This is a genomic window from Bacteroides sp. 3_1_13 (genome assembly GCF_001185845.1).
GTDB classification, from domain to species: Bacteria; Bacteroidota; Bacteroidia; order Bacteroidales; family Bacteroidaceae; genus Bacteroides; species Bacteroides xylanisolvens.
Genome location: NZ_KQ236955.1, coordinates 1,566,140 through 1,592,046 on the forward strand (window position 1 = coordinate 1,566,140; position 25,907 = coordinate 1,592,046).

A 25,907-nucleotide genomic window follows, 5' to 3' on the forward strand; every position below is an offset into this window, starting at 1 on the left:
CTATTTTATCTTTTTCGGTCTGCTTGGAATCTTTTCGAAGATAGTCTTAATACGCTGCATATCCAGCTTGGGACGTCGGTCATAATAATAAATTCCATTTTTCTCTAAATCAATGTCGGTCAATTGCGTGTAGCAAAATCCTGTAACGTCCGGTGAGGAAGCTATTGTCTGTATCAACCCTTCCAGCCGTTCGTAGAATCCTTCTTCGTTGGTGAGCATACCTCCATACCCCCATGAGTTATCCCGTTTGGTAGATTCTGTCCAAAGTATACCTCCGAATTCTCCGATGAAAAAAGGCTGGTTGTTGTAAAATGCCATTCTGTTGTTAGGCTTCAAGTGCTGTGCAAAACGCATGGCATCAGATTCGTAGTTTCGGATGCTCCATATATCACTCATGAAATGCACATCTCCTGCAATACCGTTCACAGGACGTGAAGGGTCTATGGCTTTGGTCAGTTGATAGGTACCGATGCACAGGCGCATCATTGTACCCGTCAGGAGGGTTAATGCGTCTTCAAGCGGCTGATTGAAGGGAACCCAGGTGATGATTGACGGGTGGTTGCGATCCCGTGTGATAACTTCTGCCCATTCGCTAAGGAAGTTGCGTGATGCTACTTCGTTCTTGATATTCATCCCCCAGTTGGGAGATTCTCCCCAAGTTATAAATCCCAATTTGTCGGCCCAGTAATGGAATCTTTCTTCAAATACCTTCTGATGAAGACGTGCTCCGTTGAATCCGGCAGCTTTGCTTAATAGAATATCATTTTTCAGAGCTTCGTCGTTTGGAGCAGTCCAGAGTCCATCCGGATAATATCCCTGATTTAAGACGAGGCGTTGAAAGTAAGGTTCATTGTTTAAATAGATCATTCCATCTGCCGTATGCACCTTACGCATACCTATATAAGATTTTACCTCATCTACGGTTTCTCCGGTCGGACTTTTGATACTGTAGACAATATCATAAAGGTGTGGATCTTCGGGACTCCAGAGTTTCATGTTTTTAATGGGAAGGATGACAGGAGTTCCGTTGTTACATTTTACAGTTTTTTGAACCACCTTTTTCTGATTGTCATACAAGGTGATTTGAAGCGTCCTATCATTGGATGCCTGATAAAATTCGGGTGTGATGATTAACTGCTCTTCATCAATATCCGGAGTGGTTACGGCTGATTTCAGACCATAGTGAGAAACAGCTTCCATCCATACGGTTTGCCAAATACCTGTGACACGGGAGTAGAAACATCCATAAGGAGATATCCGGGTAGATTGCTTACCGATAGTTTGAAGCCCTGAACGGGCATCATCCGTGACATAAACAACTAGGTTGTGCTTTTGTCCCGCTTTGACAGCAGGAGTTACATCCATTGAAAAAGAAGAACTTCCTCCATAATGACTGCCTACATAATGCCCGTCAATGAAGACTTCTGCATAATAATCGACCGCTCCGAAGTGCAGTATGATTTTCTTTCCCTCCCAGTCGGAAGGTATGGATATGGGACGTTGGTACCACATCTGATTGATAAAATCGGTATAATTCACTCCTGACAGTTTACTTTCAGGACAGAAAGGGACGGTAATCGTATTACTGAATTGCTTGGCTGTTGTTAACCGCCGGCTTTTCCCCGAATTGGAGAAATCGAACTCGTATGACCATTCACCGTTGAGATTAATCCATTCGGATCTTTCAAATTGAGGTCTTGGATATTCCGGACGAGGAATATCATTGGCTGCGTTTAATGTAAAGGATAACAATAAGCCGGCCAAAATCAGATGTGCCTTTTTCATTATTTATTTTTTTTGTTTTGCGTTTTGTGCGCAAAGTGTATTAGTTTATACAAAGATAGGACATTTGACATACAAAAGAGGAAACATATTGTTCAATAAAAGAAAAAAGCTGTTCATTCTAAAAAACATTGGTGGTAACATTGAATCAAATGTTGAAAATAGAAGGGAACTATTGTCTTTTAAATAGGGAATTTTCTTTTCGGGTATCACATATACCTGATTTTGTTCTTTATTGATTAGCATTTTTCCTTCCTTTTCCTTAAACTTCTCTACTTTTGTTTTCCAGATAATTGATAATACTATGGTAAAGAAGAATTTCTTAATGACTGCCCCCTTACTGATGGCATCGTTTTGTTCGGCACAAGAGAAGCCGAATGTCGTACTGATTATGGTAGATGATATGGGTTATTCCGATATCGGCTGCTATGGTGGAGAAATACTGACCCCTAATATTGATGCATTGGCATTTAAAGGAGTACGTTTCACACAATTCTACAACACTTCACGTTCTTGCCCCGCCCGGGCCAGTTTAATGACAGGACTATATCAACATCAGGCAGGTATCGGTCAGATGTCCGAAGACCCGTTTAAAAATCCCGGCCAGAAGAGTCCGAATGATTGGGGTGTACCCGGATACAAAGGATTCCTCAACCGCAATTGTGTCACAATAGCCGAAGTTCTGAAAGAAGGCGGCTACCATACCTATATGGCAGGTAAATGGCATTTGGGAATGCATGGAGAAGAAAAGTGGCCCTTACAACGGGGATTTGAACGCTTCTACGGAATTTTGGCAGGAGCTTGCAGTTATCTCCGTCCATCGGGAGGACGCGGCTTAACCCTTGACAACACAAAACTTCCGGAGCCGGAAGCACCCTATTATACAACAGATGCATTTACCGATTACGCGATTCGCTTTGTTGATGAGCAGAAAGATGATAAACCTTTCTTCCTATATCTGGCATTTAACGCTCCTCACTGGCCGTTGCAGGCAAAAGAAGAAGACATTCAAAAATTCACGAAGATCTATCGTGAGAAAGGATGGGATGAAATTCGTGAAGCAAGACGGAAGCGGATGGCTAAGTTGGGAATTATCGACTCGAATACAGAGTTTGCCGAATGGGAAAATCGGAAATGGGACGAACTGACAGAGAAGGAAAAAGATGAAGTAGCCTACCGGATGGCCGTTTATGCAGCGCAGGTGCATTGTGTAGATTATAATGTAGGAAAACTGCTGGACTACCTGAAGAAGAACCGTAAGTTGGATAATACGCTTGTCATGTTCTTGTCCGATAACGGTGCTTGTGCCGAGCCATACGCTGAATTGGGAGGCGGGAAAGTGTCTGAAATCAACAATCCGGCTTGTAGCGTGTTCCCTTCTTACGGAAGAGCATGGGCACAGGTTTCCAATACTCCGTTCCGTAAATACAAATGCCGTTCTTATGAAGGAGGTATTTCTACCCCTCTCATCGTGTCGTGGAAAAGCAATCTGAAGAATAAGAAAGGTGAATGGTGCCGTGTTCCCGGTTATCTGCCGGACATTATGCCGACCATCCTGGAAGCAACAGGAGCCGCCTATCCGGAAACTTATCACGGTGGAAACAAAATATATCCATTGGTAGGCAGCAGCCTTTTCCCTGCTATTCAAAAGAAAGCAGACTCTATCCATGAATATATGTATTGGGAACATCAGAACAATAGAGCGATCCGCTGGGGAAACTGGAAAGCAATCCGCGACGAAAAAGGAAAAGAGTGGGAATTGTACGATGTGGTTAAAGACCGTACCGAACGTAACAATCTGGCAGAACAGCACCCTGAAGTGCTTACCAAGTTAGTTGCCGAATGGGAGAAATGGGCGAATTCAAACTTTGTATTACCGAAACATCCGAAGAAATAAATAAAGGAGGAACACAAAATGAATAAATTACTAGTAAGTGCATCCGTAGCCTTGGGAGCTACCAGCCTGTCTTTCGCCCAGCAAACGGAAAAACCGAACTTCCTATTGTTCATAGCCGACGATTGTTCTCATTATGATTTGGGCTGTTATGGCAGTGTTGATTCGAAGACTCCGAATATCGACCACTTTGCCACACAGGGAGTACGCTTCACACAAGCCTATCAGGCTGTTCCGATGTCATCGCCTACCCGCCATAATCTATATACAGGTGTATGGCCTGTACGCAGCGGAGCTTACCCCAATCACACTTGTGCCAATGAAGGAACATTGAGCGTTGTACATCATCTGCAACCGTTGGGTTATAAAGTCGCGTTGATCGGGAAATCGCATATTGCCCCGAAATCAGTATTTCCTTTCGACCTTTATGTACCTCCTTTGAAAGGTGGGGACTTGAATTTTGAAGCAATTCAGAAATTTATTTCCGATTGCAAGGCGAAAGGCGAACCTTTCTGTCTGTTTGTAGCCTCCAATCAACCGCATACTCCCTGGAATAAAGGCGATGCCTCTCAATTTAATGCGGACAAACTGACACTGCCTCCTATGTATGTAGATATTCCCCAGACTCGCGAGTTGTTTACCCATTATCTGGCAGAGATCAATTATATGGATCAGGAATTTGGTAATGTCCTTTCTATCCTGGATCAGGAAAAAATGACGGATAAATCTGTTGTCGTATATTTGAGCGAACAAGGCAACAGCCTGCCTTTTGCCAAATGGACTTGTTATGATGCGGGGGTACACTCTGCCTGTATCGTTCGTTGGCCGGGAGTGGTTAAGCCGGGAAGCGTAAGTGACGCATTGGTGGAATATGTAGATATTGTCCCAACTTTTGTCGACATAATAGGAGGAAAGCCGCAGGCAAAAGTAGATGGCGAAAGCTTTAAACCGGTATTGACAGGCAAGAAGAAAGCACACAAGAAATATTCTTTCTCCCTTCAGACCACGAGAGGCATCAATGCCGGATCGCCTTATTATGGCATCCGTTCGGTATACGACGGCCGATACAGATATATTGTCAATCTCACCCCGGAAGCTACTTTCCAGAATGTTGAAACAAAATCTCCTTTGTTTAAGGAGTGGCAAAGTCTGGCAGAAACGGATAGTCATGCAAAAGCGATGACGACTAAATACCAGCATCGTCCGGCTATCGAATTGTATGATGTGAAGAACGACCCGTATTGTATGAAAAATCTGGCGGAGGACGCGAAACAAGCTTCTACCATCAGCCGCTTGGATAAAGAGTTGAAACGCTGGATGAAGGATTGTGGAGACGAAGGACAACCTACCGAGATGCGTGCCTTCGAACACATGCCGGGAAAGAGAAAATGAACCGTCACACATCAAAACGAATAAAACACAGAATGTTATTTATAAATCGTATATCATGAAAAAAGAATTTTTTGGTTTGCTTTGTGGATGTACTCTGCTTCCGGCATTTCTTCATGCGCAGACAGAGCGTCCTAATATTGTGATTGTATTGGCCGACGATTTAGGTTGGGGAGATGTAGGATTTCATGGTAGTGAAATCAAGACTCCCTGTCTGGATGCTCTGGTAGGCGAAGGAGTGGAACTCGAACGCTTTTACACTTCTCCCATCAGTACGCCCACCCGTGCGGGACTGATGACGGGACGTTACCCGAACCGGTTTGGTGTCCGTTCGGCTGTTATTCCGCCCTGGCGTGAGGACGGACTGGATGAGAATGAAGAAACGATGGCCGATATGCTGGCACGTAACGGATATAAGAACAGAGCCATTATTGGTAAGTGGCATCTGGGACATACCAAGAAAGTGCATTATCCGATGAATAGGGGCTTTTCGCATTTCTATGGTCATCTGAACGGTGCGATAGATTATTTCGACCTGACGCGTGAAGGTGAACTGGACTGGCACAACGACTGGGAAACCTGCCACGACAAAGGATATTCTACCGAATTGATAACCAAAGAAGCCATCCGCTGTATCGATGCATACGAGAAAGAAGGTCCGTTTATGTTGTATGTGGCCTATAATGCACCTCATACACCTTTGCAGGCACAGGAAAAAGATATAAAACTCTATACAGACAATTTCGACAGCCTGACACCGAAAGAACAGAAAAAAGCGACTTACAGTGCAATGGTTTCTTGTATGGACAGGGGAATCGGTGCTATTGTAGATGCCTTGAAGAAGAAAGGAATTATGGACAACACTTTCTTTATCTTCTTTAGTGATAACGGCACTGCCGGTGTTCCGGGATCCTCATCAGGACCTTTGCGTGGACATAAATTTGACGAGTGGGATGGAGGCGTACATGCACCTGCTGTTCTTTATTGGAAGAAGGCAGAGAAACAATATAAGAACTTGAGTTCACAGGTGACAGGTTTTGTTGATCTTGTTCCCACATTGAAAGATTTGGTAGGAGATCACAGCCGTCCGAAACGTGAATATGACGGTATCAGCATCCTCCCTGTATTAAACGGTAAAAAGGCCTGTATCGACCGCGATTTTTATCTGGGACACGGAGCAGTAGTCAATAAAGACTATAAACTGATAAGAAAAGGTATGAAACCGGGACTGGATTTGAAACAGGACTTCCTGGTTGATTATAAAACAGATCCTTACGAAAAGAAAAATGCCAGCGCAGGAAACGAGAAAATTGTGAAAGCTTTGTATGAGGTTGCCCTGAAATATGACACGATCACTCCTTGTATACCGGAAGTACCTTACGGTAAAGGTCGTGACGGATTCAAAGCTCCTAAAGAATGGAAAGTAGTACGTTGAATCTGTTAACCCTATGAATTGAAAATAATACAAGATGGAAAAATCAATGATTAGTTTATGCCTCTTAGGCGGATTGGCGATAGGGAATGGGTTTGCCCAAACTCCTTCGAAGCCTAATATATTATTAATCATAGCCGATGACTGCTCTTATTACGATATAGGCTGTTTCGGAGCGGTCAACAACAAGACTCCCCATATAGATGCATTGGCTCGACAGGGGATAAAGTTCAACAGTGCGTATAATTCTGTTTCGATGAGTACGCCTACCCGGCATTGTGTTTATACAGGTATGTATCCGATGCATCATGGCGGTTACGCCAACCATAGCTCGGTTAATACCGATGTAAAATCTCTCCCTACTTATCTGGGAAATCTGGGTTATCGAGTTGGATTGGCCGGGAAGTGGCATATCAAACCTTTGGCTAACTTCCCGTTCGAAGATGTACCGGGATTCCCCAAAGGATGTACAAGCCCAAACACTGACTATCATACCAAAGGTATCGAGAAGTTTATGGAACGTGATGCTTCCCAACCTTTCTGCCTTGTCTTGGCATCTATTAATTCGCACGCTCCCTGGACAGGTGGTGACGCTTCCGTCTTCGACCGGAAGAAACTTCAGTTGCCGCCACAGTTTATCGACACGGAAGTAACACGTGAATACTATGCCAGATATTTGGCAGAAGTCGGCTTGCTTGATCAACAGGTGGGTGACGCTATGCAGATTCTGAAAGAAAAGAATCTGCTGCAGAACACTCTTGTCATTTTCATATCCGAGCAAGGTACGCAATTTGCCGGAGCCAAATGGACCAATTGGAGTGCCGGTGTCAAGTCGGCGATGGTGGCTTCCTGGCCGGGTGTCATTAAACCCGGTACGGAGACTTCCGCTATTGTGCAATATGAAGACCTTCTTCCTACATTTATCGATGTTGCAGGCGGAAAGGTGCCTGACGTAATAGATGGAAAGAGTCTGGTAGATGTATTTCAAGGGAAAACAAAGACACACCATAAGTATGCTTATCATGTTCACAACAATGTTCCGGAAGGTCCGGCATATCCAATCCGTTCTATTTCAGACGGACGCTATCGTCTCATCTGGAACTTGACTCCGAAGGAAACATACGTAGAAAAGCATATTGAAAAGGCAGAATGGTATCTCTCGTGGAAAGCACAGGACACGGATCAGGCACATAAAATCATGAATCGCTATAAGAATCGTCCCGAGTTCGAACTATATGATATCAAGAAAGATCCGTTCGAAATGAATAATCTGGCGGATGTGAAGAAATATAGTAAGAAGAAGGCAGAACTGACGATGGAACTGCAAAAATGGATGAAACAGCAAAATGATACTGGAGCTGATAAAGACCGGCCGCGTGCTCCTAAGAATAGGCAGAAGAAAGCAGCCAATGTATAATATTCGTAATGCTACCGCTTGTTGCTCTCTGAAAGAGATTTATCTTTTTTATTTCTCATTTCTCATAAAATCTAGATAATGAGTTTATAATCAGTGGTATATAGTATGAGAAATGCTTTCTATACAGGCATTTCTCATACTTTTTACAGATATTTTAACGAAAAAACGGCTATTTCTCATTCGTTTTTCAATGATTTCTCATACATCTGCCCTGTATTCATCCTGCATTTCTCATACATTTCTCATGATGACTGCATAGACGATGGTTGCTGATCTTATTTACATTGAAAACAGATGAAAGGTACTTATCATTCAAACAACCCTATGCCAGCATGTTTTTCATTCGTTATCGTCCAGTTATTGATAGAGCATCTCTATCGTTCCACTAGAGTGACGAGGGTTGTTCACTAGAGTGCATAGATTCGTTCACTGGAGTGAAAAGACTTGTCTACTGGAGTGGAACGATTGAAATGTCAGTCAGATAATCCGGGCATGTCGGTTGGAAAACATGAAGAGATAGGTTATATCATACATAAACTATAGCTTTAATACATTCAATATATGAATAAACTAATCACAATCTCCTCTGCACTTCTTACAGCTGCTGCTGTAAAAGCGCAAACGCCCAATATTGTATTTATATTGGCGGATGATTTGGGTTATGGAGACATCTCGGCCTTTAATCCCGAATCTAAAATCCATACTCCTAACATTGACAAACTGGCCGAGCACGGGATTGCCTTTACGGATGCCCATGCTTCTTCCGCTTTATCCACTCCTTCCAGATATTCTCTTCTGACTGGAAGGTATCCGTGGCGAACCAAGCTGAAACGAGGTGGTCTTGATGGCGATTCGCCTGCAATGATTGATCCTGAACGTTGCACAATCGCGCAAATGTTTTCTGCCAATGGATATAATACTGCTTGTATTGGCAAATGGCATTTGGGCTGGAGTTGGGGATATACAGGAAATGGCAGAAGCATGAAAGATATAGATTTCTCGCTTCCGATCAAAAACGGACCTACCGACAGAGGATTTAATTACTATTTCGGCATACCGGCATCATTGGATATTTCTCCTTATGTATATGTAGAGAATGATGAAGTGACCTCCATCCCCGATCATGTGATAGAACCCCAAAAGAAGAATCTGGCTTTACTGATGCACGGAGGATTGGCAGGGGCCGATTTCAAGCCGGAAGAATGTTTTCCCAACATCATTCGTCATAGCCTGAACTACATCAATGAGCAGAAAGACAGCAAGAAACCATTCTTTTTATATTTGCCTATTACTGCTCCTCACACCCCTATATTGCCTTCGAAAGAGTTTCAGGGCAAAACCAGTATCGGTCCTTATGGCGATTTCGTAGTCATGATAGACGACATGGTGCGCCAAATCGTAAAAACATTGAAGAAGAACAAGCAACTGGATAATACCATCATTGTCTTTGCTTCGGATAATGGGTGTGCCGGTTATATCGGAGTGAAAGATATGGAAAAGAAAGGACATTTTCCTAGTTACATCTACAGAGGCTACAAAAGCGATATTTACGAAGGCGGACACAGAATTCCCCTTATTGTCTCCTGGAAAGGAAAATATGGGAAAGAGACAAACAACTCTCTAGTCTCATTGATAGACTTTTATGCCACTTTTGCCCAAATGCTTAACCACAATTTGGAGACAGAAGAAGCTGTTGACAGTTACAGTATGTGGCCGATATTGAGTAAGAAAGGTGCTTCTGCACGTAAAGACCTGGTGCACGAAGCGGGAGAGGGGTATTTGTCTTTGCGTACTTCCCAACTGAAATTGGTGTTCTACGGAGGTTCGGGTGGCTTTTCCTATCCTGTCAAACCTTCTGATGTGGCGAAGTTCCCTCCGATGCAATTGTTTGATATCGTGAAAGATCCTTCGGAAAAAGAAAACATTATCGGTGATAAGCGTTACGAAAATGAGGTGAAAGAAATGAAACGGGCTATGAAGCAATATGTAGAGAATGGCCGTTCTACTCCTGGTGAAAAAGTATCGAATGATACGAAGAATAGTTGGAATCAGGTAAAGATCTTCATGCAGGAAGAGGAGGGAATATAATATACTGTATACTTTTTTACTAGTAGGCATGGATTACACGGATCTTACGGAAAGAGAATAAACTTGTCCCTATTAATCCGTGTAATTCGTGCCTGAATGATGTTAGTCAGTGAGCAAAGGTGCTGGGAAGGTACGCATTGCTCCACTCAAACGCGGATAAGTTTCCCAGATGTCATCTTGAGTCGGATCATCTAAGTAGCGTGTATCTTTGGTCTTTTTAAGTAATTTGTCCATTTCTTTACGTAGATTATTTAGCTTTTCAGTGCATTTACCATTTCCAACTAAATTATGAAGGCAACCGGGATCGGTAGATACATTATACAATTCTTCATAAGGTCGTTTCCCTGCTGCTTTCAGAAAATAAGGATATATTTCTCTGTCATCTCTGTTGCTGACAATGAAGTCCCATGCCGGACATTGGTCTATGTCGTAATAAGCACTATGCATTGCTTCTAGTTTCCCTTTTTTATCAATAGCGCAAGGGTCACCTGCAGGCCATCTCTCCGGACGGAAGTTTCTGATATAAAGAAAATCTTTTGTTCTTAATGCACGGCTCGGATATCCCCAATTATTATATCGCGCAGAAGCATGACGTTCTCTTCCTGCAAAAACCATCGTTCTTCCTGTGTCTTTTCTCTTTTTCTGAAGATAGGGTAGTAGACTGATACCTATCATTTGCCCTTTATTTGGTATACCGACTGCATCAAGGATCGTTGGGGCCAGATCGACACCACTTACAAATTCATCGCTGATACCTCCTTCGTTAATCTTACCTATCCAGCATATAGCCATTGGAATATGGATACCATATTCAAAACAAGTTGCTTTGGCTGCGGGGAAAGGCATTCCATTGTCTGCCATGACAATAATCAGGGTATTCTCTAATTCGCCCTCTTCTTTCAATGTGTCAAGGATACGGGATAATTGGCTGTCATACCATTCTATTTCCGTTCCATAGTCTAATAAATCTCCTTTTATGGCCTCCTTATCGGGAAGAAAAGAAGGAACTTTTGCATCGGCCAGTTTTCTATTGGCTTTTTTCCAGCTATTCTTTTCATAAGGACGATGCGGCTCACGTGAACCGACCCAGAAATAGAAAGGCTGTTTCTCCTTTCTGGCGTGGAGAAATTCTTTAAAGTTTTGATAATAATCGGTATTGGACACTCCTTTGAAAGGAGGTTGAATGTGTCTTTTATTGTATTCCGGACCTGCAGGGTTATGCTTTCGTCCCGATATTTTCCAGTCGCCGGGGCCCCATCCTTTCCCTGTGCAGCCAACATGATAACCTGCTTCCGCCAAAATATCAGGAAAGCATTTATATTCGGCAGGGAAGGAGGAAGCATGAGTGCCTGCTTCTGCTATTTGCCAGGGATAAAGTCCGGTTAAGATAGAAGCTCGCGAAGGGCTGCTTCCAGGAGAAGTAACGAACGCATTGTTGAATAACCAGCCGTTACGGGCTACAAAATCAAATGCCGGTGTTTTAGCTATGGGTGAACCATAGGCCGATGCGTGCGGGTAAGACTGGTCGTCAGAAATGACAAATAGTATGTTGGGTCTGTTGGTTTCGGCTGCATTGAGTGACGGAATTACTAAGGGACCGACTAAGGTGGATAAGAAGATATGCTTGCTGTTCATAAAAATCTCCTTTAAATGAAACATTGCTCTCTGACTGATGACAATGGGAGAGCTTTCTTATTATAAATGAAAATACAGCACCTCGAATTTAAAAATTCAAAGGTGCTGTCTTGATATTCAACAAGGAAAAGAGTATTTATTTAATTTGCTATTTCCTATTTATTCAGAGAGTTACAGATCTGTTGGTTGATTTCTCTGACTTTAGCTTCATTCATCTTGATAACTTTACGGTCATAAGTCATCAGACCGTTGATTTCACCTTCTACGTCTGTTGTCTGGGTATATACGGCAGCAGAGAATCCTTTCTGGATCAATTCCAACAGATGTTTGCCATACTTAATGTATTCGTTCGTTACTTCGTCCGATGTATTGAACTTCACATAACCCCAGTTTTTCTTGTCATTCACCCAAGTGTTTCCTTCTACTACCAAGCCGATACCTCCATATTCACCCAATACGGTAGCGCGTCTCGGATCGTAAAGGAACATGTTCGGGCCCGGATAGTGGTGAAGGTCGAGAATATCGCCACAAGTATAGTGATTACCACCACTGGCAGGATTCACTAGGCGGCTAGGATCGTATTCTTTAGTCCATGCTACGATTTCCGGAGTCTTGAATTGTCCCCATGCTTCATTGAAAGGAACCCATACGGCGATACTCGGATAAGAATACAGACAGTCGATGATTTCTCTCCACTCTTTGCGGTAGTTAGCTTCAGAAGCAGCAGAACGAATCACTTCCGTACCGTTGAAATAGTTGCGTGCCTGCCACTGTGGGCTAGGACCACCGTTCGGCATATCTTGCCATACAATCAATCCTAATTGGTCGCAATGAGTGTACCAGCGTGCAGGTTCTACTTTGACGTGCTTACGTACCATGTTGTAGCCGAAGTCTTTCGTCTTCTTCAAGTCATAAACCAATGCTTCATCTGTCGGTGCAGTATACAAACCGTCAGGCCACCATCCCTGGTCGAGCGGACCGAACTGGAAATAGTCTTTGTTGTTCAATTGCAGGCGAGTGATACCATTCTGACCTTTGCGGATAGAATATTTACGCATAGCCGTATAACTCTTTACCTGGTCTATTGCTTTTCCGTCCTTATACAGAGTCACTTCCATGTTGTAGAGGAAAGGAGAGTCCGGAGACCACAGTTTAGCATTAGCCGGCATTGCCAGTTCAACAGGTACTCCGTTCAACGCTGCGCCTTTGGCTACAAGGTTCTTGCCATCGAATACTTTTACTTCTACTTTGTCTGCAGAGGTCGTATTAGCGGCAATTTCTACCTTAACAGAATTATTGTCAATATCAGGAGTAGTTTTCAGATTAGTGATGTATTGTGTTGCTACCGGTTCCAACCACACTGTTTGCCAGATACCTGTAACCGGAGTGTACCAAATGCCATGAGGATTTGCTATTTGCTTTCCTCTGGGTTGTTCGCCACGATCTGAAGGGTCCCATACTTTTACTACCAGGTCATTATTTCCTTTATTAAGTACAGAAGTAATATCGAAATAGAAAGGAGTGAATCCGCCTGTGTGTTCACCTACTTTTACATCATTCACCCAAACTTCTGCTTTCCAGTCTACCGCACCGAAATGCAACAGGATTTGTTTACCACGCCAGGCAGAAGGAACGTCGAAAGTACGTTGGTACCACAGTTCTTCTTTCTCGTTTATCATTTTACCTACGCCTGATAAAGACGATTCTACGGCAAAAGGAACAAGAATATCGCCTTGGTAAGCAGCAGGTGTAGGATCACCCTTCTTTGTGATTGCATATTTCCAAAGCCCATTCAGGTTTTTCCAGTCACTGCGTTCCATGATAGGACGCGGATATTCCGGCAATACGTTTTTAGGGTCAAGCTGTTCTCCCCACGATGTTTTGATTTTGTCACCGGCAGGTTTCCATTGAGCAAAAGTCGAACTGCATAAAGCCAATGCAAGCAGCATTGTTAGAAAATTCTTTTTCATGTTCATGGTATAAATATAGTTAGTTATTAGATATAAATTCTTTAAAAGGATATTGCAAAGAAAGGGGAATTAAAAGAGAATAAAGGAAATTTGCCGTTCAAAAAACAATAAATTCTCTTCTTTTTGACCAAATTAAAGAGTTTTTGGTGGTATAAAAGGGGAATTGACTGATTTTTATTCTTTATTGAACCGTTATTTTTATATGATATTGGAAATAATGTACACCTTTGTAATGTAATATCAGGATACAAAAATATAATAGTCTTAAAAGTTTCTTTTATATGAGATTTTATATATTTTTGTATGACCGATGATTGTTAATCTATTCTTATTTGATATTTATGCAGGAACATAGACAAAAATACGTTTGGGACTTTTGGATAATATTCTTTATTATTATTTCTATATTTTATATGGGTTGTACAAGTGGAAAGCCATTTCAATATAGGGAGGAAGTTGCTAAACAAATGTCACTCGCTTTGCAACAGAAAGATGTGTATAATCAAATGAAATTGAATGATATAGATTCTATCCGGAACTTCTTGAATACTAATTCGAACAGGATGACATGTGAAGAAAAGTTTCAGGTCAATGTAGATTTGTATAATGAATTTAAGTTATATTCTTTTGATTCGGCCTTTCATTATGCTACCCAGTTGTGTAGGATAGCTAATGATATAGACAGCTCCGCATATAGAGTAGATGCCAGAACCCGATTGGGATATATTTTAGCGCGAGGAGGCTTTTTTAAAGAAGCTATCGATTCGCTTTCCTCTATTCGAATTGATAAAGAAGTACTGCCTGCAAAGGTCTTGTCAGACTATTATATTAGCTTTGGACGTGTTTACCACGATTTGGCAGATTATACTAAGGATAATGTGTTTTCATCCAGGTATAACCAAATAGGGAATGAACTTTTGATGGAAAGTTTGCCTTATCTTTCCGATTCGTCGACAATCTATTATGTAAGAGGAAAAGTAGCTCTGAAAGAAGATAAGTTAGCTAAATCCAAACAACTTTATCAACGCTCTTTGGAACTATGTGATACTACTGATACGGAAACGCTTTCTGTTCTTTTGTCCACGATGGCGTATGTCAACCGTAAACTGGAACTGAATGATGAGGCTATTCACTATTATGTGAAGGCAGCTGTAAATGATATCCGTAGTGCCACAAAAGAATCAGTGTCTATGAGAGGACTGGCGACTATGCTATACTACTATAAAAATGATGTGAATCTTGCTTCCGAATATATAAATGAGGCTTTTGAAGACGCAACTTTTTATGGAACGCGTCATAGGATTAACGTTATCGGAACATTATTCCCTGTTTTTGTTGGGGAAAAACTGGGTATAGAGCAGGTTAAACGGCAGACTTTTCAAGATAGTTTTATTTTAAGTTCTGTTTTTGCGGTTGTATTAATAATAGCTATCATTTACATTTTGATGCAGATGAAGCATCTGCGGCGTTCTCGCCAATTATTGGAAAAGTTGAATTTGAAATTGTCGGAAGCAAACCGGATTAAGAACTCTTATATAGGACATTATCTGGATGCTACTTTTAAACTGGTCAACCAGCTCGATAATTTTGTATTAGTAGGACAGCAAAAACTGGATAGCAAACAGTATGATTCTCTTTCCTCGATGATTCATAATCTGAATTCGGATTTTAACAGGAAAAGTGCATTTGCCGATTTTGACCGGACATTTTTGTCTCTGTTCCCGACATTCGTCGAGAGCTTCAATTCATTGCTTCAACCAGATGATAAGTTTGTTCTGGAAAATAAAGGTGCATTAAATTCTACCTTGCGTATTTTTGCCTTGATCCGGTTGGGAATTACAGAATCTGAACAGATTTCGGAGATTTTGGGGTATTCTGTGAATACAGTTTATAATTATAGAGTTCGCACTCGAAATAAAGCAGTTGATCCTGCAAATTTTGAAAAAGATGTCAGAAAAATAGGTCTTTAGGGTTATATAAGGATGTGCGAATCCCTATATTTTCACCCTTGTTGTGAAATGATAAATAATTGATTAATAGTGCTATATGGGTTATAAAACCCTATATTTTTATTATACAGCGGGTGTAACCTTATACTTTTCGGTAGGTAATTTCTAATTTTGCCTATGCTTCGATTAACGAAGAATGTAAATGGCTTAAATCAACAAAGAACCGTGAAAAGTATGAAGAACTACAGCAGATTATTCTTATTACATCTAATTGCTTTATTTGGGGTTTCCATCCCGTCTCTGGCAATAGATACAAATTCCTCTTTAAAGCTGCAGAAAGGAAATTTCAAGATTCTACTATCCAAGAACGAAATGGAGCCAGTAAAATTGGCAGCAAAAACTTTATGCAAAGATTTTGAGAAGGTGATGCATTATAAACCTGAAATCTTTCAGAATACTGATGATACACAGCAAATCGATATTGTTATTATAAATGAGGCGGTGGATAACCCTTTGTTTCAGTCACGATTTATCCGTCCTTTGGATGGTTTTGAATCTCACAGGGTATATTGTAGCCCGGAAGAAAAGCGCATTTATCTTCATGGAAAGGATATGCGTGGAGCTATTTATGCCATTTATACTTTTAGCGAGTTATTTTTAGGAGTGCCGCCCTTATGGTATTTTTGCTCGTGGGAACCACAGTATAAGAAACAGGTAGAGATAAAATCGAGCTTTGACTATTTTAAGAAGTCACCACAAGTCAGGTATCGCGCATGGTTTCCTAATGATACAGATTTGTTCAAACCTTGGAGGCGGTTGTCAAAAGAGAATGATGAGCTGTGGCTTGAAACGATGCTTCGGTTAAAACTGAATACGGTAGAATTAGAGGCAACGGTTACTTATCCTGATTATAAACTGAATAGTCAGGCTGCTTTATTACGCAAATATGGACTTGTACTAACTTCTCACCATCATGTTGCTTGCAACAATAATTTAATGAATTGGGCAGGATATTGGCGAAAAGTACGTGGCGTCGAACCACCGGAGCTACTTTTGTCGAATGAGAAAGCTTTGATTGAGTTTTGGCAATATAGTATAGAGACGGTATGTCGCAACAAACAGGAAAACTTGTGGCAGATTGCTTTTCGTGGTGTAAATGACCAACCTTTTTGGGCCGCCTTCTCTGATGCGCCGAAAGATGATAAGGAACGTGCAGATATTATTAACCGTATGATCCGTATACAGCTGGCTATGATAAAAAAAGCAACCGGTGAAGAGGATCCTTTCGTGCGAATGACCTTTTATGATGAGCTTTCTGATTTGTTGGCTAAAGGTTATTTACAACCTCCAACTGGTAAAAATATGCTCTGGACTTTTGTTGCAGGACGGAGAGATCATTATCCTTATGATGATTTGGTCTCATTCGATACGACGAAACAAGTGAAGCTAGGTTATTATATGAATCTCCAATTTACTTCAACCGGCGCCCATCTGGCTCCTGCAGAAGGCCCTTGGAAAATGGAAGCCAATTATCGTTATGTGAATACCCGCGGTCCGCTAACTTTTTCGGTGGTTAATGCCGGTAATTTAAGGGAGTTTGTGATGGAAATGTCCGCTAATGCTCGTATGATGTGGGATATGCAAGCATATAATACAGATTCTTTCTTGATTGATTTTTGTTCTCAATATTTTGGACAAAAATATGCTGAAGAAGTAGCCAAGCTTTATCACGACTATTACTATGCTTATTGGCAGCAGAAACCGTCTGAATTTCCGGGAATGGAACGTCAGTTTTTATTCCAGGATTTGCGTTATTCCCGTGTTTTCGATCAGATAGGTAAACGTTTTAGCGATTTTTCTCCGAATCCGCTCTATGACATAGGATTTGAACGGGTTCCCGGACGTTCATTCCGCATTGATGGCAATAACCAAGTTGATTCATTGATTGCAGGTATGAAAAAGACAGCTGTGCGTTTTGAGGAAGTCTCTCAACGTTGTGAGAATCTTTTAAAACGTTTGCCAAAGCAAGACCAACGTTTTTTTAGGGATAATTTGGCTGCTCCTTGTCATTATATGGCAGCATTGAGCCATTCATTATATCATTTTGTCTCTGCTTATAAAGAAAAAGAAAGTAGTAAGCGCGCAGAAAACCTGGATATTGCTATCCGGCGATTGGAAGAGGCGCGTGATGCACTATATGATACCCAAGAAGGAGTGTTCTCAACTTGGTATGCCGGCGACTCGGCAGATGGTAAATTTAATATTCCAGCCAAGCTTAAACTATTAAGAGAACTGCGTAACAAAATATAATAAGGCAAATCTTTATCATATTCTTTCTCTCCTTGGGAAAGAATATGATGAGGTCATTGATTGAATGATATATTTTAATAGGCGAAAGGCGTAATATATTAAAATGCTAATTCGCTTCATAATAAATTTGTTAATTAAATAGAATCACTATGAGACATCAAAGCATGAAACTAAAGTGGATGTGCCTGCTTTTTCTGTCCCTGTTGCTTTCTCCTCCTTTGCTTTGGGGACAAAATCACAGCATCAAAGGGCAAATAGTAGACGCAAAAAGTAATGAGCCTTTGATCGGTGTGAATATCACCGTTGAGGGAACTTCGAATGGAACCATTTCCGATGTGGATGGTCATTTTACATTAACGGCGACTCCCGATGCTGTGCTAAAGATTTCTTATATCGGATATAGGGAGATACTTTTAAAGGTAGCTGACTTGAAAAAGGATGCTATTATCTCTCTGGAAGAGGATAGTAAGCAATTGGAGGAAGTTGTAGTGGTGGGTTATGGAGTGCAGAAGAAAGTCACCAGCGTAGGTTCCATCACGCAAACCGGTGGTAACGAACTGATGAAAGGTGGTAGTGTAAACTCGGTATCCGAAGCGCTGCAAGGAAAGCTTAATGGAGTGGTAGCCATCAATTCGTCGGGCATGCCGGGCGACAATGAGGTTAAAATGTATATTCGTGGGAAAAGTACTTGGGACAATACCGATCCGTTGGTGTTAGTGGATGGCATCGAGCGTAACATGAATGATGTTGACATGAACGAAATCGAAAGTATCTCCGTGTTGAAAGATGCTTCGGCAACAGCTGTTTATGGTGTTCGTGGTGGTAATGGCGTTATCCTTATCACAACCAAGAGAGGTACTGATACGGCTCCGGTCATCAACTTTTCTGCCAATTACACTTTTAAATCACCGACCACAAGCATGAAGCTTGCTGATCACGTTACTGCCATGCAGGCCTATAACATGGCAATGGCCAACGATGCCAGTTGGGACAAGTTGATACCACAATCTACCATTGATGCATGGAGCAGAGCCTATGCAGAAGGCAACTATGGAGCTTACAACGATGTGTTTCCCTATGTTAACTGGTGGGATGAATTGATAACGGGCGGATTTACTCAAAACTATAATATCAACATACGTGGTGGAACCGACTATATGAAATATTTTGCTTCGGCGGGTTATCAGGGTGATGGAGATATTTACGACCTGAAAAAGAATGACGACTTTGATCCGCGGCATACCTACAAACGGTACAATTGGCGGTCGAATTTCGACTTCAACTTCACCAAGTCTACCAAGCTATCCATTAACATAGCCGGTAGCATGGGTTATCGTAACAAGTCGATTGATAACGACAGTCCCTTTAATCGTATTCTGACCGAATCCACTAGCGACCATCCGATTATGTATTCTGATGGCAATTGGGGTGATGATGAAGAAAAGAATCCGGTGGCCAACATGAATCTGGGAGGTGCCAAACTTCGTAAAACGTTTCAGGGGTGGTATGATGCATCTTTGGAGCAGAAACTGGATTTCATCACCAAAGGATTGAAAGTGGCTGCAAAAGTATCTTATTCGTCTTCGTCGACTACCAATACCGATGTTTATCGTGGAGGAGGCTCTGCCGATCAAGCCTTAAAATCCATTGTCCGGTATCACCGAGTCTATGATTATGCCAATCCGGTGGTCAATACCGATGGGACCATCACCTATCCGATGATAGAAGATAAAAGGCTTCCGACTTCCGAATCGGTGCCTCTGCCTCCCGGTGTGACTATGTGGGACGGATTGGATGCCTATACGCGTCGTTTCTATTATGAATTTTCTGTTGCTTATAATCGATCTTTCAACGATCATAATGTAAGTGCGCTTGCTTTGGTCAACCGTAAAATCTATGACGAAAGGTACACGGAGAACAATACCCAATATATGCGTTTCCCTAACTACAATGAAGACTGGGTGGGGCGTGTCACCTACAACTGGAAAGAGCGTTACCTTACGGAAATGAATATCTCGTATACTGGTTCCGAGAAGTTTGCCCGTGGAGAACGGTTTGGTTTGTTCCCTTCGTTCTCCTTGGGATGGCGGCTTTCGGAAGAACCGTTTATCAAGAAAAGCATAGGCAAGGTACTTACAAATGCCAAGTTCCGTTATTCGTGGGGTAAGGTAGGCTCCGATGCAGGTGCCAAGAGGTGGAACTATATACAGCAGTTTACTTCGGACGGCAACATCACGTTGGGTACAGATGCTTCCGGTCAGATTTGGGGGCCTTTGTATCATGAAGGAGATGTAGCCAACCTCAATTCCACGTGGGAGAAATCAACGAAACAAAATCTGGGTATTGAGATTGGATTGTGGAACAAGCTTGACATCACGCTCGACCTTTTTGACGAAAAACGTAAAGACATTCTGATGGAGCCTCAAACTACTTCTTTCATTACGGGAGCCAAGTTCAATGCATTAAACATTGGTTCCACCAAGAACCATGGGCTTGAATTAGAACTGCATTACAACGATAAAATAGGTTCCGATTTCCGTTATCATGTAGGTTTCACATTGGCCTCGAGCGAGAATAGGGTAGTATTTCGCGATGACCCTGTCAACGGTCCCGACCATTTGAAAGAGGCGGGAAAACCTATCGGGCATCAAAACCGCTATTTGGCAGTGGGTAATTATGAAACTATCGACGATGTTTTCAATAACGCACAGACCGGTTCCATCAATTCGGTAGCTCCCGGTCAGGTGGTGCCTGGCGACTTTATCTACATTGACTTCGATTCCAATGGAATTCTCAATGGTCAGGACAAAGTGGCAGTAGACGAGCTCAACTATCCGTTACACACGTATGGCTTGAATCTGGGCTTTGAGTGGAAAGGGCTGAGTTTTAGTGCTATGTTTTACGCGCCTACCGGTGTTTATAAATTGGTAAATTCTGTTTATTCCGCTTCGTTTAAATCCGGGAAAATTAATGCGCAGCCTGATGTGATGAATGCGTGGACACCCGAAACTGCCAATACTACCGGTGTGAGAGCACCTGCTTTACACCTGACAAATGACGGTGCTTTTAACGGAACCGAAAGTACTTACCGCTATCAAAACTTCTCGTACTTGAGACTGAAAACCATGGAATTAGGATACAATTTGCCCAAGAAGTGGTTGAAAACGGTAGGGTTGAAGAGTTTGCAAGTCTACGTCACCGGAAACAATCTGCTCACCTGGTGGGGCGGCGACGACCGTATTGATCCCGAGGGCGAACAAGTCCAATATCCTATCTTACGTTCGTTTACTTCGGGCGTGCGAGTTTCATTTTAATCTATTAAAACGATGAATTCAATGAAGAAAACATATAAATACGCAGTGGTTGGAGTACTCTTCCTGTTTTTGGCAGGTTGCGAAGACTTTCTGGATAAACGCGAAGACTCCGGTGGGCTGACGGAAGAGGCTGTATATAGCAGTTATGAGTCCATCCGTGGATTTTTGGATCAAGTATATCCTAAATTGGAAGCCTATAACACATTTGAAGGTGCAGATGATGGAAAGAATCAACGCACGTATGTAGGTGTAATGGCGGATGAAATGTCTGCGACATACAATAAAACCGTTTTTGCCAAGTTTTTTTCCGGCTCATGGCTAACTACCGATAAGGCCGCCAATGTGACAGAGATTGGAAATGGTAATAATACTCCTATTGGCAAAGCACTTCCCGCCATACGTATAGTGAACCGGGTCATTGCTAATATTGATAAAGTACCATTGACGGGAGAGCAACGTAATGAAATTTTAGGGCAGGCCTATTTCTATCGTGCTTGGTTCTATTTCAACGTTATCAAGCGCTATGGAGGCATGCCGATTCTTGATGTACTATTTGCCGGTGGTGATGATGACATTCCTCGTGTCACTTATCACGAAAGTAGCGCATGGATGGTGGGTGATATAGACCAAGCTATTTCTATGCTGCCCGATACATGGCCGGACAATCAGTATGGCCGTCCTACTAAATTAGCAGCTCTGGCATTCAAAGAGATGGCTTTGCTTTATGACGCCAGTCCATTGATGCAGAACGACCTGAACTCTGTTCAAATAAAAAGCTATGATCAGGAACGTGCAAAGGCGGCTGCAAAGGCTGCATGGGCAGCTATCACCTATATGAAGCAGAATGAAGCGAAAACAGGTGTACGACTGGCAACTGCCGATGAGTATATGAACCTGTTTTGGTTTCCCGATACGGAACTCAAGCGTGTAGAGACTATCTGGTGGCGACGCAGAATACCCAGTGATAGCGATCGTTCCAAGACCGCACGTGCTTTCTGGCTTTATGCTGATATGACGGGAGGAACCGGCTCGGAATCATTCGCTATTTCTTGTCCTACACTGAATGCGGTAAATATGTACGAGCGCAAAGGAGCAGATGGTATTTATTATCCGATTAATGATACCCGGTCGGGTTACAAATTCGACCCGGAACATGCTTTCATTGATCGTGATCCTCGTTTCTACAACAACATTCTTATTCCTGGTGATACTTGGGGAACCTATGCAAGTGGCAAGCCCTATTACATTCGTTTGTGGAGAGGTTGCACAGCCTACAATAACTATGGAAGTTCGAAACATACCAACGGACGACAATTATCAGGATTTATGTGCCGGAAGTTTTTATGGCCGGAAGCAAACTATCGCCATGATCAAACGTTAGGAACAACCAAACCGTTCCTGCAAAAGATTGCTCAAACCGTCTTTATCCGTGCTACGCAACTTTACCTTGATTTTGCCGAAGCCTCTTTTGAAGCTACCGGAAGTGCGACTGCTAAAGTAGAAGACTGTGGTATGTCGGCAGAAGAAGCCCTTAATACTATTCGCAATCGTATTGGTGTGACGGATATTCCTTCCGACATCGTGTCTGATCCCGAAAAGTTCCGCGAAGCCTATCGTCGGGAACGGGGAGTAGAACTGATGTTTGAGAACCACCGTTGGTGGGATGTTCGTCGTTGGATGATCATGCACACACTGTTTAACGAACCTTATCCGATAAAGGGAGTTTACTTCGATCCTGTAGGCAGTTATGAAGATTCAGCTGACGGAAAGTCTGGTACACGTCCGGCAAGTTTTACTTATACGGTGTTTGACATGGAGAAGGAAATTCGCGGATTCTCGAATATGCGCAACTATTGGTATCCGTTGCCGCAACACGATGTGGATGCACTTCACAATTTGCAGCAGAATCCCGGTTGGTAATAACACTTTAATATTTTGATATTTATGAGAAATAGTTATAATAGATTCTTAAAAGGATTGTTCGCAGCCATCTTCTTTCTGGGGATAACATCTGTTGCGAATGCCCAAAAAGAACAGCCGGATTCGGTAAGTGCCGTGAGCCGGGTCAATATGGATCACCTGAAGAAGTATCCTACCTTGCAACTGTCGAATGCGTTGCAAGGACAGGCTGCCGGACTGATAGCGATCCCTAATGTGGGAGGTATCGGTTATGATAACTCTACTTTCTATGTGCGAGGTCTGCACAACAATGGAACGAGCGAAGCTATCGTGATTATTGATGGTATCAAACGTCCGATTGACGACATCCTGCCCGAAGAAATCGAATCTATACAGATTTTAAAGGATGCCACTGCTAAAATTATGTATGGAGAGCAGGCTACGAATGGAGTGATACTCGTTCGTACTAAACGGGGAAAAGCCAACGAACGCGTGATTCGTGTAGGATTGGAGTACGGCATACAACCGGTTACCCGTATGCCGGAATTTCTTGATTCCTACAACTATGCTACGTTGTTCAATGAAGCTTGTGTAAACGATGGTATACAGCCTTTTTATTCGGCAACTGATCTTGAAGGTTATAAGAATTCGAAGGGGGTGAATGATTTGCGCTATCCTAATGTCGATTATTATAAAGAATTTCTACGTGACGCAAGTACATTCCGCAAGGCTACGATCGAATTGAACGGAGGTACAGAGAAAGCGACTTATGCCGTGACAGTAGGCTATACCGGCAGTTCAGGTTTGGAAAAAGTCAGTGATCGTTCGAATTTGAATCGTATCAACGCGCGAGGTAATTTGGATTTGCGCATTACCGACTTTCTGACTGCTTCGGCTGATGTAGCAGGACGGATTGAGAAGAAAGATTGGGGGGCTGTGGATGGAGCCACGCTGTTTAGTGAAATCTCTACCCTTCGTCCCAACGAATATCCTTTCATGATTGCTCCGGAAGATATTAATGGTCGCGATGGAGTCACCACCGACGAATCGTCTTTGATATTCGGAACCAGTGTCCGCAAGACCAACAACCTGTATATGGATATGGCTTATGGAGGTAACACTTCGGAACGTTATGTGAATAGTCAGACCAATTTAGGATTGAAGTTTGACCTGAAATCATTGACTGAAGGTCTGACGGCAAATGCTTATATGACATTTGATAATTATAGTTACTTGCGTCAACAGTTACGTAATGCTTATCCTACTTATTCTATCGAACGCTACCTTGACGATGAAGGGGAGGAAGTGCTTCGATTCACGGAGCGTAAGAAGTTGAATTTGCCAAAAAAGCAATCTATCTCATCCAACGATACATATCGTAACTTTGGATGGCGTGCTAACGTAAACTATGAGCATTCATTCGATTTGCACGATGTATTGGCAGAAGCCGCTTTCCGTTATACTACTGAAGAGAAAACCGGTAATACACAAGATGTGAAAAATGGTACTTTTACCTTTCGTGGTAATTACGCTTACAATAAGCGTTATTTTGTGGAAGGCGTTCTTTCAGCTATGGGGTCGAACCGCTTTAGCGGCAGTAACCGCTACTTCTTTGCTTATGCCATTGGGGGGGCATGGATGATTTCTAAGGAAGACTTCATGAAAGATGTAAAGGCTGTTAACTCGTTAAAGTTGAAGATTAATTACGGACATTTGGGATATGCCGGCAATACGGGGCATTTCCTTTATCGTACCAACTGGAAGAATGGTGATAAATTCGAACACAAACCTAGTACCGGAGGTCCAACTACCGATTTGGTGCGTTATGGCAATCCGGACTTGAAATGGGAATATTCCAACGAATTGAATATAGGCGTAGAGGGAACCTTCTTCAACAACCGCCTCTCGGCTGACGTGAACTATTTCCGTGAAATGCGTAAGAATATCATAGGAAAGAACACCGTTAAATATGCTGCTGTAGTGGGAGACTTTATTCCTGCCGAAAACATCGGTGAAGTAATGAACCAAGGCATAGATGCGCAAGTAAGGTGGCAAGATAAAATAGGTGAGATTCATTACAATGTGGGGGTGAACCTTACTTTTACCAAAAACAAATTGCGTAAGAGCGATGAATTAGATAACATCGAAGACTATCGTAAGAGCGTGGGACGTTCCACCAGTACAATTTTTGGTTTGCAGGCAGAAGGATTGTTTGGTAAAGACGTGCAGTTGGCTGGGCATCCGTTGCAAAGCTATGGTGCCTATCAGGCCGGTGATATCGCTTATGCCGATTTGAATGGTGACAATATGATTAATGATAATGACGTAACCGATTTGGGACAAAGTTTCCCCACTACCACGATGGGTATTGATCTTTCGTTGAATTACAAAGGTTTTGGCCTTTACATACTGGGTACAGCTACGACAGGCGTCACGAATATACTTTCCAGTTCGTACTATTGGAACAACGGACTGGATGGATATTCCGTATTGGCGCTCGACCGTTATCATCCGGTAAACAATCCTACCGGGACCCAGCCCAGACTGACTACCACCTCCGGAGCAAACAACTCCCGCAATTCCTCTTTCTGGTCGGAAAACGGGTCGTTCTTCCGTCTGAAGAATGTGGAGTTGAGCTATACGCTTGCCAATAAAACGGGCAAGTTTATAGGAAAAGATTTCAAATTCTTTGTGAGGGGAACCGATTTGTTTGTACTTTCGGGCATCAAAGACTTAGATCCCGAACGTATGTTGTCCGGCTTGACCAACTATCCGACTTACCGAACCATTACGGGCGGAATATCCATTAACTTCTAAATGAAAGAAAT

At 42.4% G+C, this 25,907-nt stretch carries 13 protein-coding genes; 10 read left to right on the forward strand and 3 right to left on the reverse strand.

The window, feature by feature from the left end:
• Positions 1–1,785 carry a glycoside hydrolase family 2 protein gene (locus tag HMPREF9009_RS05650; RefSeq protein WP_049701675.1) on the reverse strand — a complete coding sequence of 595 codons (1,785 nt, stop codon included), beginning with the start codon at positions 1,783–1,785 and terminating at the stop codon, positions 1–3.
• Between the two features lie 301 nt (positions 1,786–2,086).
• On the opposite strand from HMPREF9009_RS05650, the gene HMPREF9009_RS05660 reads away from it, so the two are divergent.
• The 5 genes from HMPREF9009_RS05660 to HMPREF9009_RS05680 all read left to right on the forward strand — a co-directional run bounded on the left by HMPREF9009_RS05660 (position 2,087) and on the right by HMPREF9009_RS05680 (position 10,002).
• Complete coding sequence (locus HMPREF9009_RS05660; RefSeq protein ID WP_049701677.1) at positions 2,087–3,679, forward strand: arylsulfatase; 1,593 nt, start codon at positions 2,087–2,089, stop codon at positions 3,677–3,679.
• An 18-nt stretch (positions 3,680–3,697) separates the two neighbouring features.
• Complete coding sequence (locus HMPREF9009_RS05665) at positions 3,698–5,068, forward strand: sulfatase family protein (protein ID WP_049701678.1); 1,371 nt, start codon at positions 3,698–3,700, stop codon at positions 5,066–5,068.
• 55 nt (positions 5,069–5,123) lie between these two features.
• A complete protein-coding gene (locus HMPREF9009_RS05670) occupies positions 5,124–6,500 on the forward strand; it encodes an arylsulfatase B (RefSeq protein ID WP_004305236.1) in 1,377 nt (458 codons plus the stop codon).
• Between the two features lie 34 nt (positions 6,501–6,534).
• Complete coding sequence (locus tag HMPREF9009_RS05675; protein ID WP_049701679.1) at positions 6,535–7,914, forward strand: sulfatase family protein; 1,380 nt, start codon at positions 6,535–6,537, stop codon at positions 7,912–7,914.
• 561 nt (positions 7,915–8,475) lie between these two features.
• On the forward strand, positions 8,476–10,002 hold the full coding sequence (locus HMPREF9009_RS05680; RefSeq protein ID WP_008024201.1) for a sulfatase-like hydrolase/transferase: 1,527 nt from the start codon (positions 8,476–8,478) through the stop codon (positions 10,000–10,002).
• Between the two features lie 102 nt (positions 10,003–10,104).
• On the opposite strand, the gene HMPREF9009_RS05685 is transcribed toward HMPREF9009_RS05680, so the two are convergent.
• Together HMPREF9009_RS05685 and HMPREF9009_RS05690 are read right to left on the reverse strand one after the other, a co-directional pair.
• Positions 10,105–11,661 carry a sulfatase family protein gene (locus HMPREF9009_RS05685; protein ID WP_049701680.1) on the reverse strand — a complete coding sequence of 519 codons (1,557 nt, stop codon included), beginning with the start codon at positions 11,659–11,661 and terminating at the stop codon, positions 10,105–10,107.
• A gap of 131 nt (positions 11,662–11,792) precedes the next feature.
• A complete protein-coding gene (locus HMPREF9009_RS05690) occupies positions 11,793–13,607 on the reverse strand; it encodes a glycoside hydrolase family 2 protein (RefSeq protein WP_049702265.1) in 1,815 nt (604 codons plus the stop codon).
• Positions 13,608–14,020: 413 nt separating this feature from the next.
• Between HMPREF9009_RS05690 and HMPREF9009_RS05695 the strand changes: the two genes are divergently transcribed.
• From HMPREF9009_RS05695 to HMPREF9009_RS05715, 5 genes are all read left to right on the forward strand, one after another.
• Positions 14,021–15,577, forward strand: coding sequence for a DUF6377 domain-containing protein (locus HMPREF9009_RS05695; protein ID WP_232313570.1), 1,557 nt, complete (start codon positions 14,021–14,023; stop codon positions 15,575–15,577).
• A 351-nt stretch (positions 15,578–15,928) separates the two neighbouring features.
• Positions 15,929–17,866, forward strand: coding sequence for a glycosyl hydrolase 115 family protein (locus tag HMPREF9009_RS05700; protein WP_317129552.1), 1,938 nt, complete (start codon positions 15,929–15,931; stop codon positions 17,864–17,866).
• A 149-nt stretch (positions 17,867–18,015) separates the two neighbouring features.
• Positions 18,016–21,180, forward strand: a complete 3,165-nt coding sequence (locus HMPREF9009_RS05705) for a SusC/RagA family TonB-linked outer membrane protein (RefSeq protein WP_049701683.1) — start codon at positions 18,016–18,018, stop codon at positions 21,178–21,180.
• A 21-nt stretch (positions 21,181–21,201) separates the two neighbouring features.
• Positions 21,202–23,100, forward strand: a complete 1,899-nt coding sequence (locus HMPREF9009_RS05710; protein WP_049701684.1) for a RagB/SusD family nutrient uptake outer membrane protein — start codon at positions 21,202–21,204, stop codon at positions 23,098–23,100.
• A gap of 24 nt (positions 23,101–23,124) precedes the next feature.
• Positions 23,125–25,896 (forward strand): SusC/RagA family TonB-linked outer membrane protein, encoded by a 2,772-nt coding sequence (locus HMPREF9009_RS05715; RefSeq protein ID WP_032852725.1) that lies wholly within the window; start codon positions 23,125–23,127, stop codon positions 25,894–25,896.
• The last annotated feature ends 11 nt before the right edge of the window (positions 25,897–25,907 follow it).

Excerpts from the sequence above, each read along its gene's own strand:
- HMPREF9009_RS05650 (WP_049701675.1), bottom strand. The coding sequence starts at position 1,785 with ATGAAAAAGGCACATCTGATTTTGGCCGGCTTATTGTTATCCTTTACA.
- HMPREF9009_RS05660 (WP_049701677.1), top strand. The coding sequence starts at position 2,087 with ATGGTAAAGAAGAATTTCTTAATGACTGCCCCCTTACTGATGGCATCG.
- HMPREF9009_RS05665 (WP_049701678.1), top strand. The coding sequence starts at position 3,698 with ATGAATAAATTACTAGTAAGTGCATCCGTAGCCTTGGGAGCTACCAGC.
- HMPREF9009_RS05670 (WP_004305236.1), top strand. The coding sequence starts at position 5,124 with ATGAAAAAAGAATTTTTTGGTTTGCTTTGTGGATGTACTCTGCTTCCG.
- HMPREF9009_RS05675 (WP_049701679.1), top strand. The coding sequence starts at position 6,535 with ATGGAAAAATCAATGATTAGTTTATGCCTCTTAGGCGGATTGGCGATA.
- HMPREF9009_RS05680 (WP_008024201.1), top strand. The coding sequence starts at position 8,476 with ATGAATAAACTAATCACAATCTCCTCTGCACTTCTTACAGCTGCTGCT.
- HMPREF9009_RS05685 (WP_049701680.1), bottom strand. The coding sequence starts at position 11,661 with ATGTTTCATTTAAAGGAGATTTTTATGAACAGCAAGCATATCTTCTTA.
- HMPREF9009_RS05690 (WP_049702265.1), bottom strand. The coding sequence starts at position 13,607 with ATGAAAAAGAATTTTCTAACAATGCTGCTTGCATTGGCTTTATGCAGT.
- HMPREF9009_RS05695 (WP_232313570.1), top strand. The coding sequence starts at position 14,021 with ATGGGTTGTACAAGTGGAAAGCCATTTCAATATAGGGAGGAAGTTGCT.
- HMPREF9009_RS05700 (WP_317129552.1), top strand. The coding sequence starts at position 15,929 with ATGGAGCCAGTAAAATTGGCAGCAAAAACTTTATGCAAAGATTTTGAG.
- HMPREF9009_RS05705 (WP_049701683.1), top strand. The coding sequence starts at position 18,016 with ATGAGACATCAAAGCATGAAACTAAAGTGGATGTGCCTGCTTTTTCTG.
- HMPREF9009_RS05710 (WP_049701684.1), top strand. The coding sequence starts at position 21,202 with ATGAAGAAAACATATAAATACGCAGTGGTTGGAGTACTCTTCCTGTTT.
- HMPREF9009_RS05715 (WP_032852725.1), top strand. The coding sequence starts at position 23,125 with ATGAGAAATAGTTATAATAGATTCTTAAAAGGATTGTTCGCAGCCATC.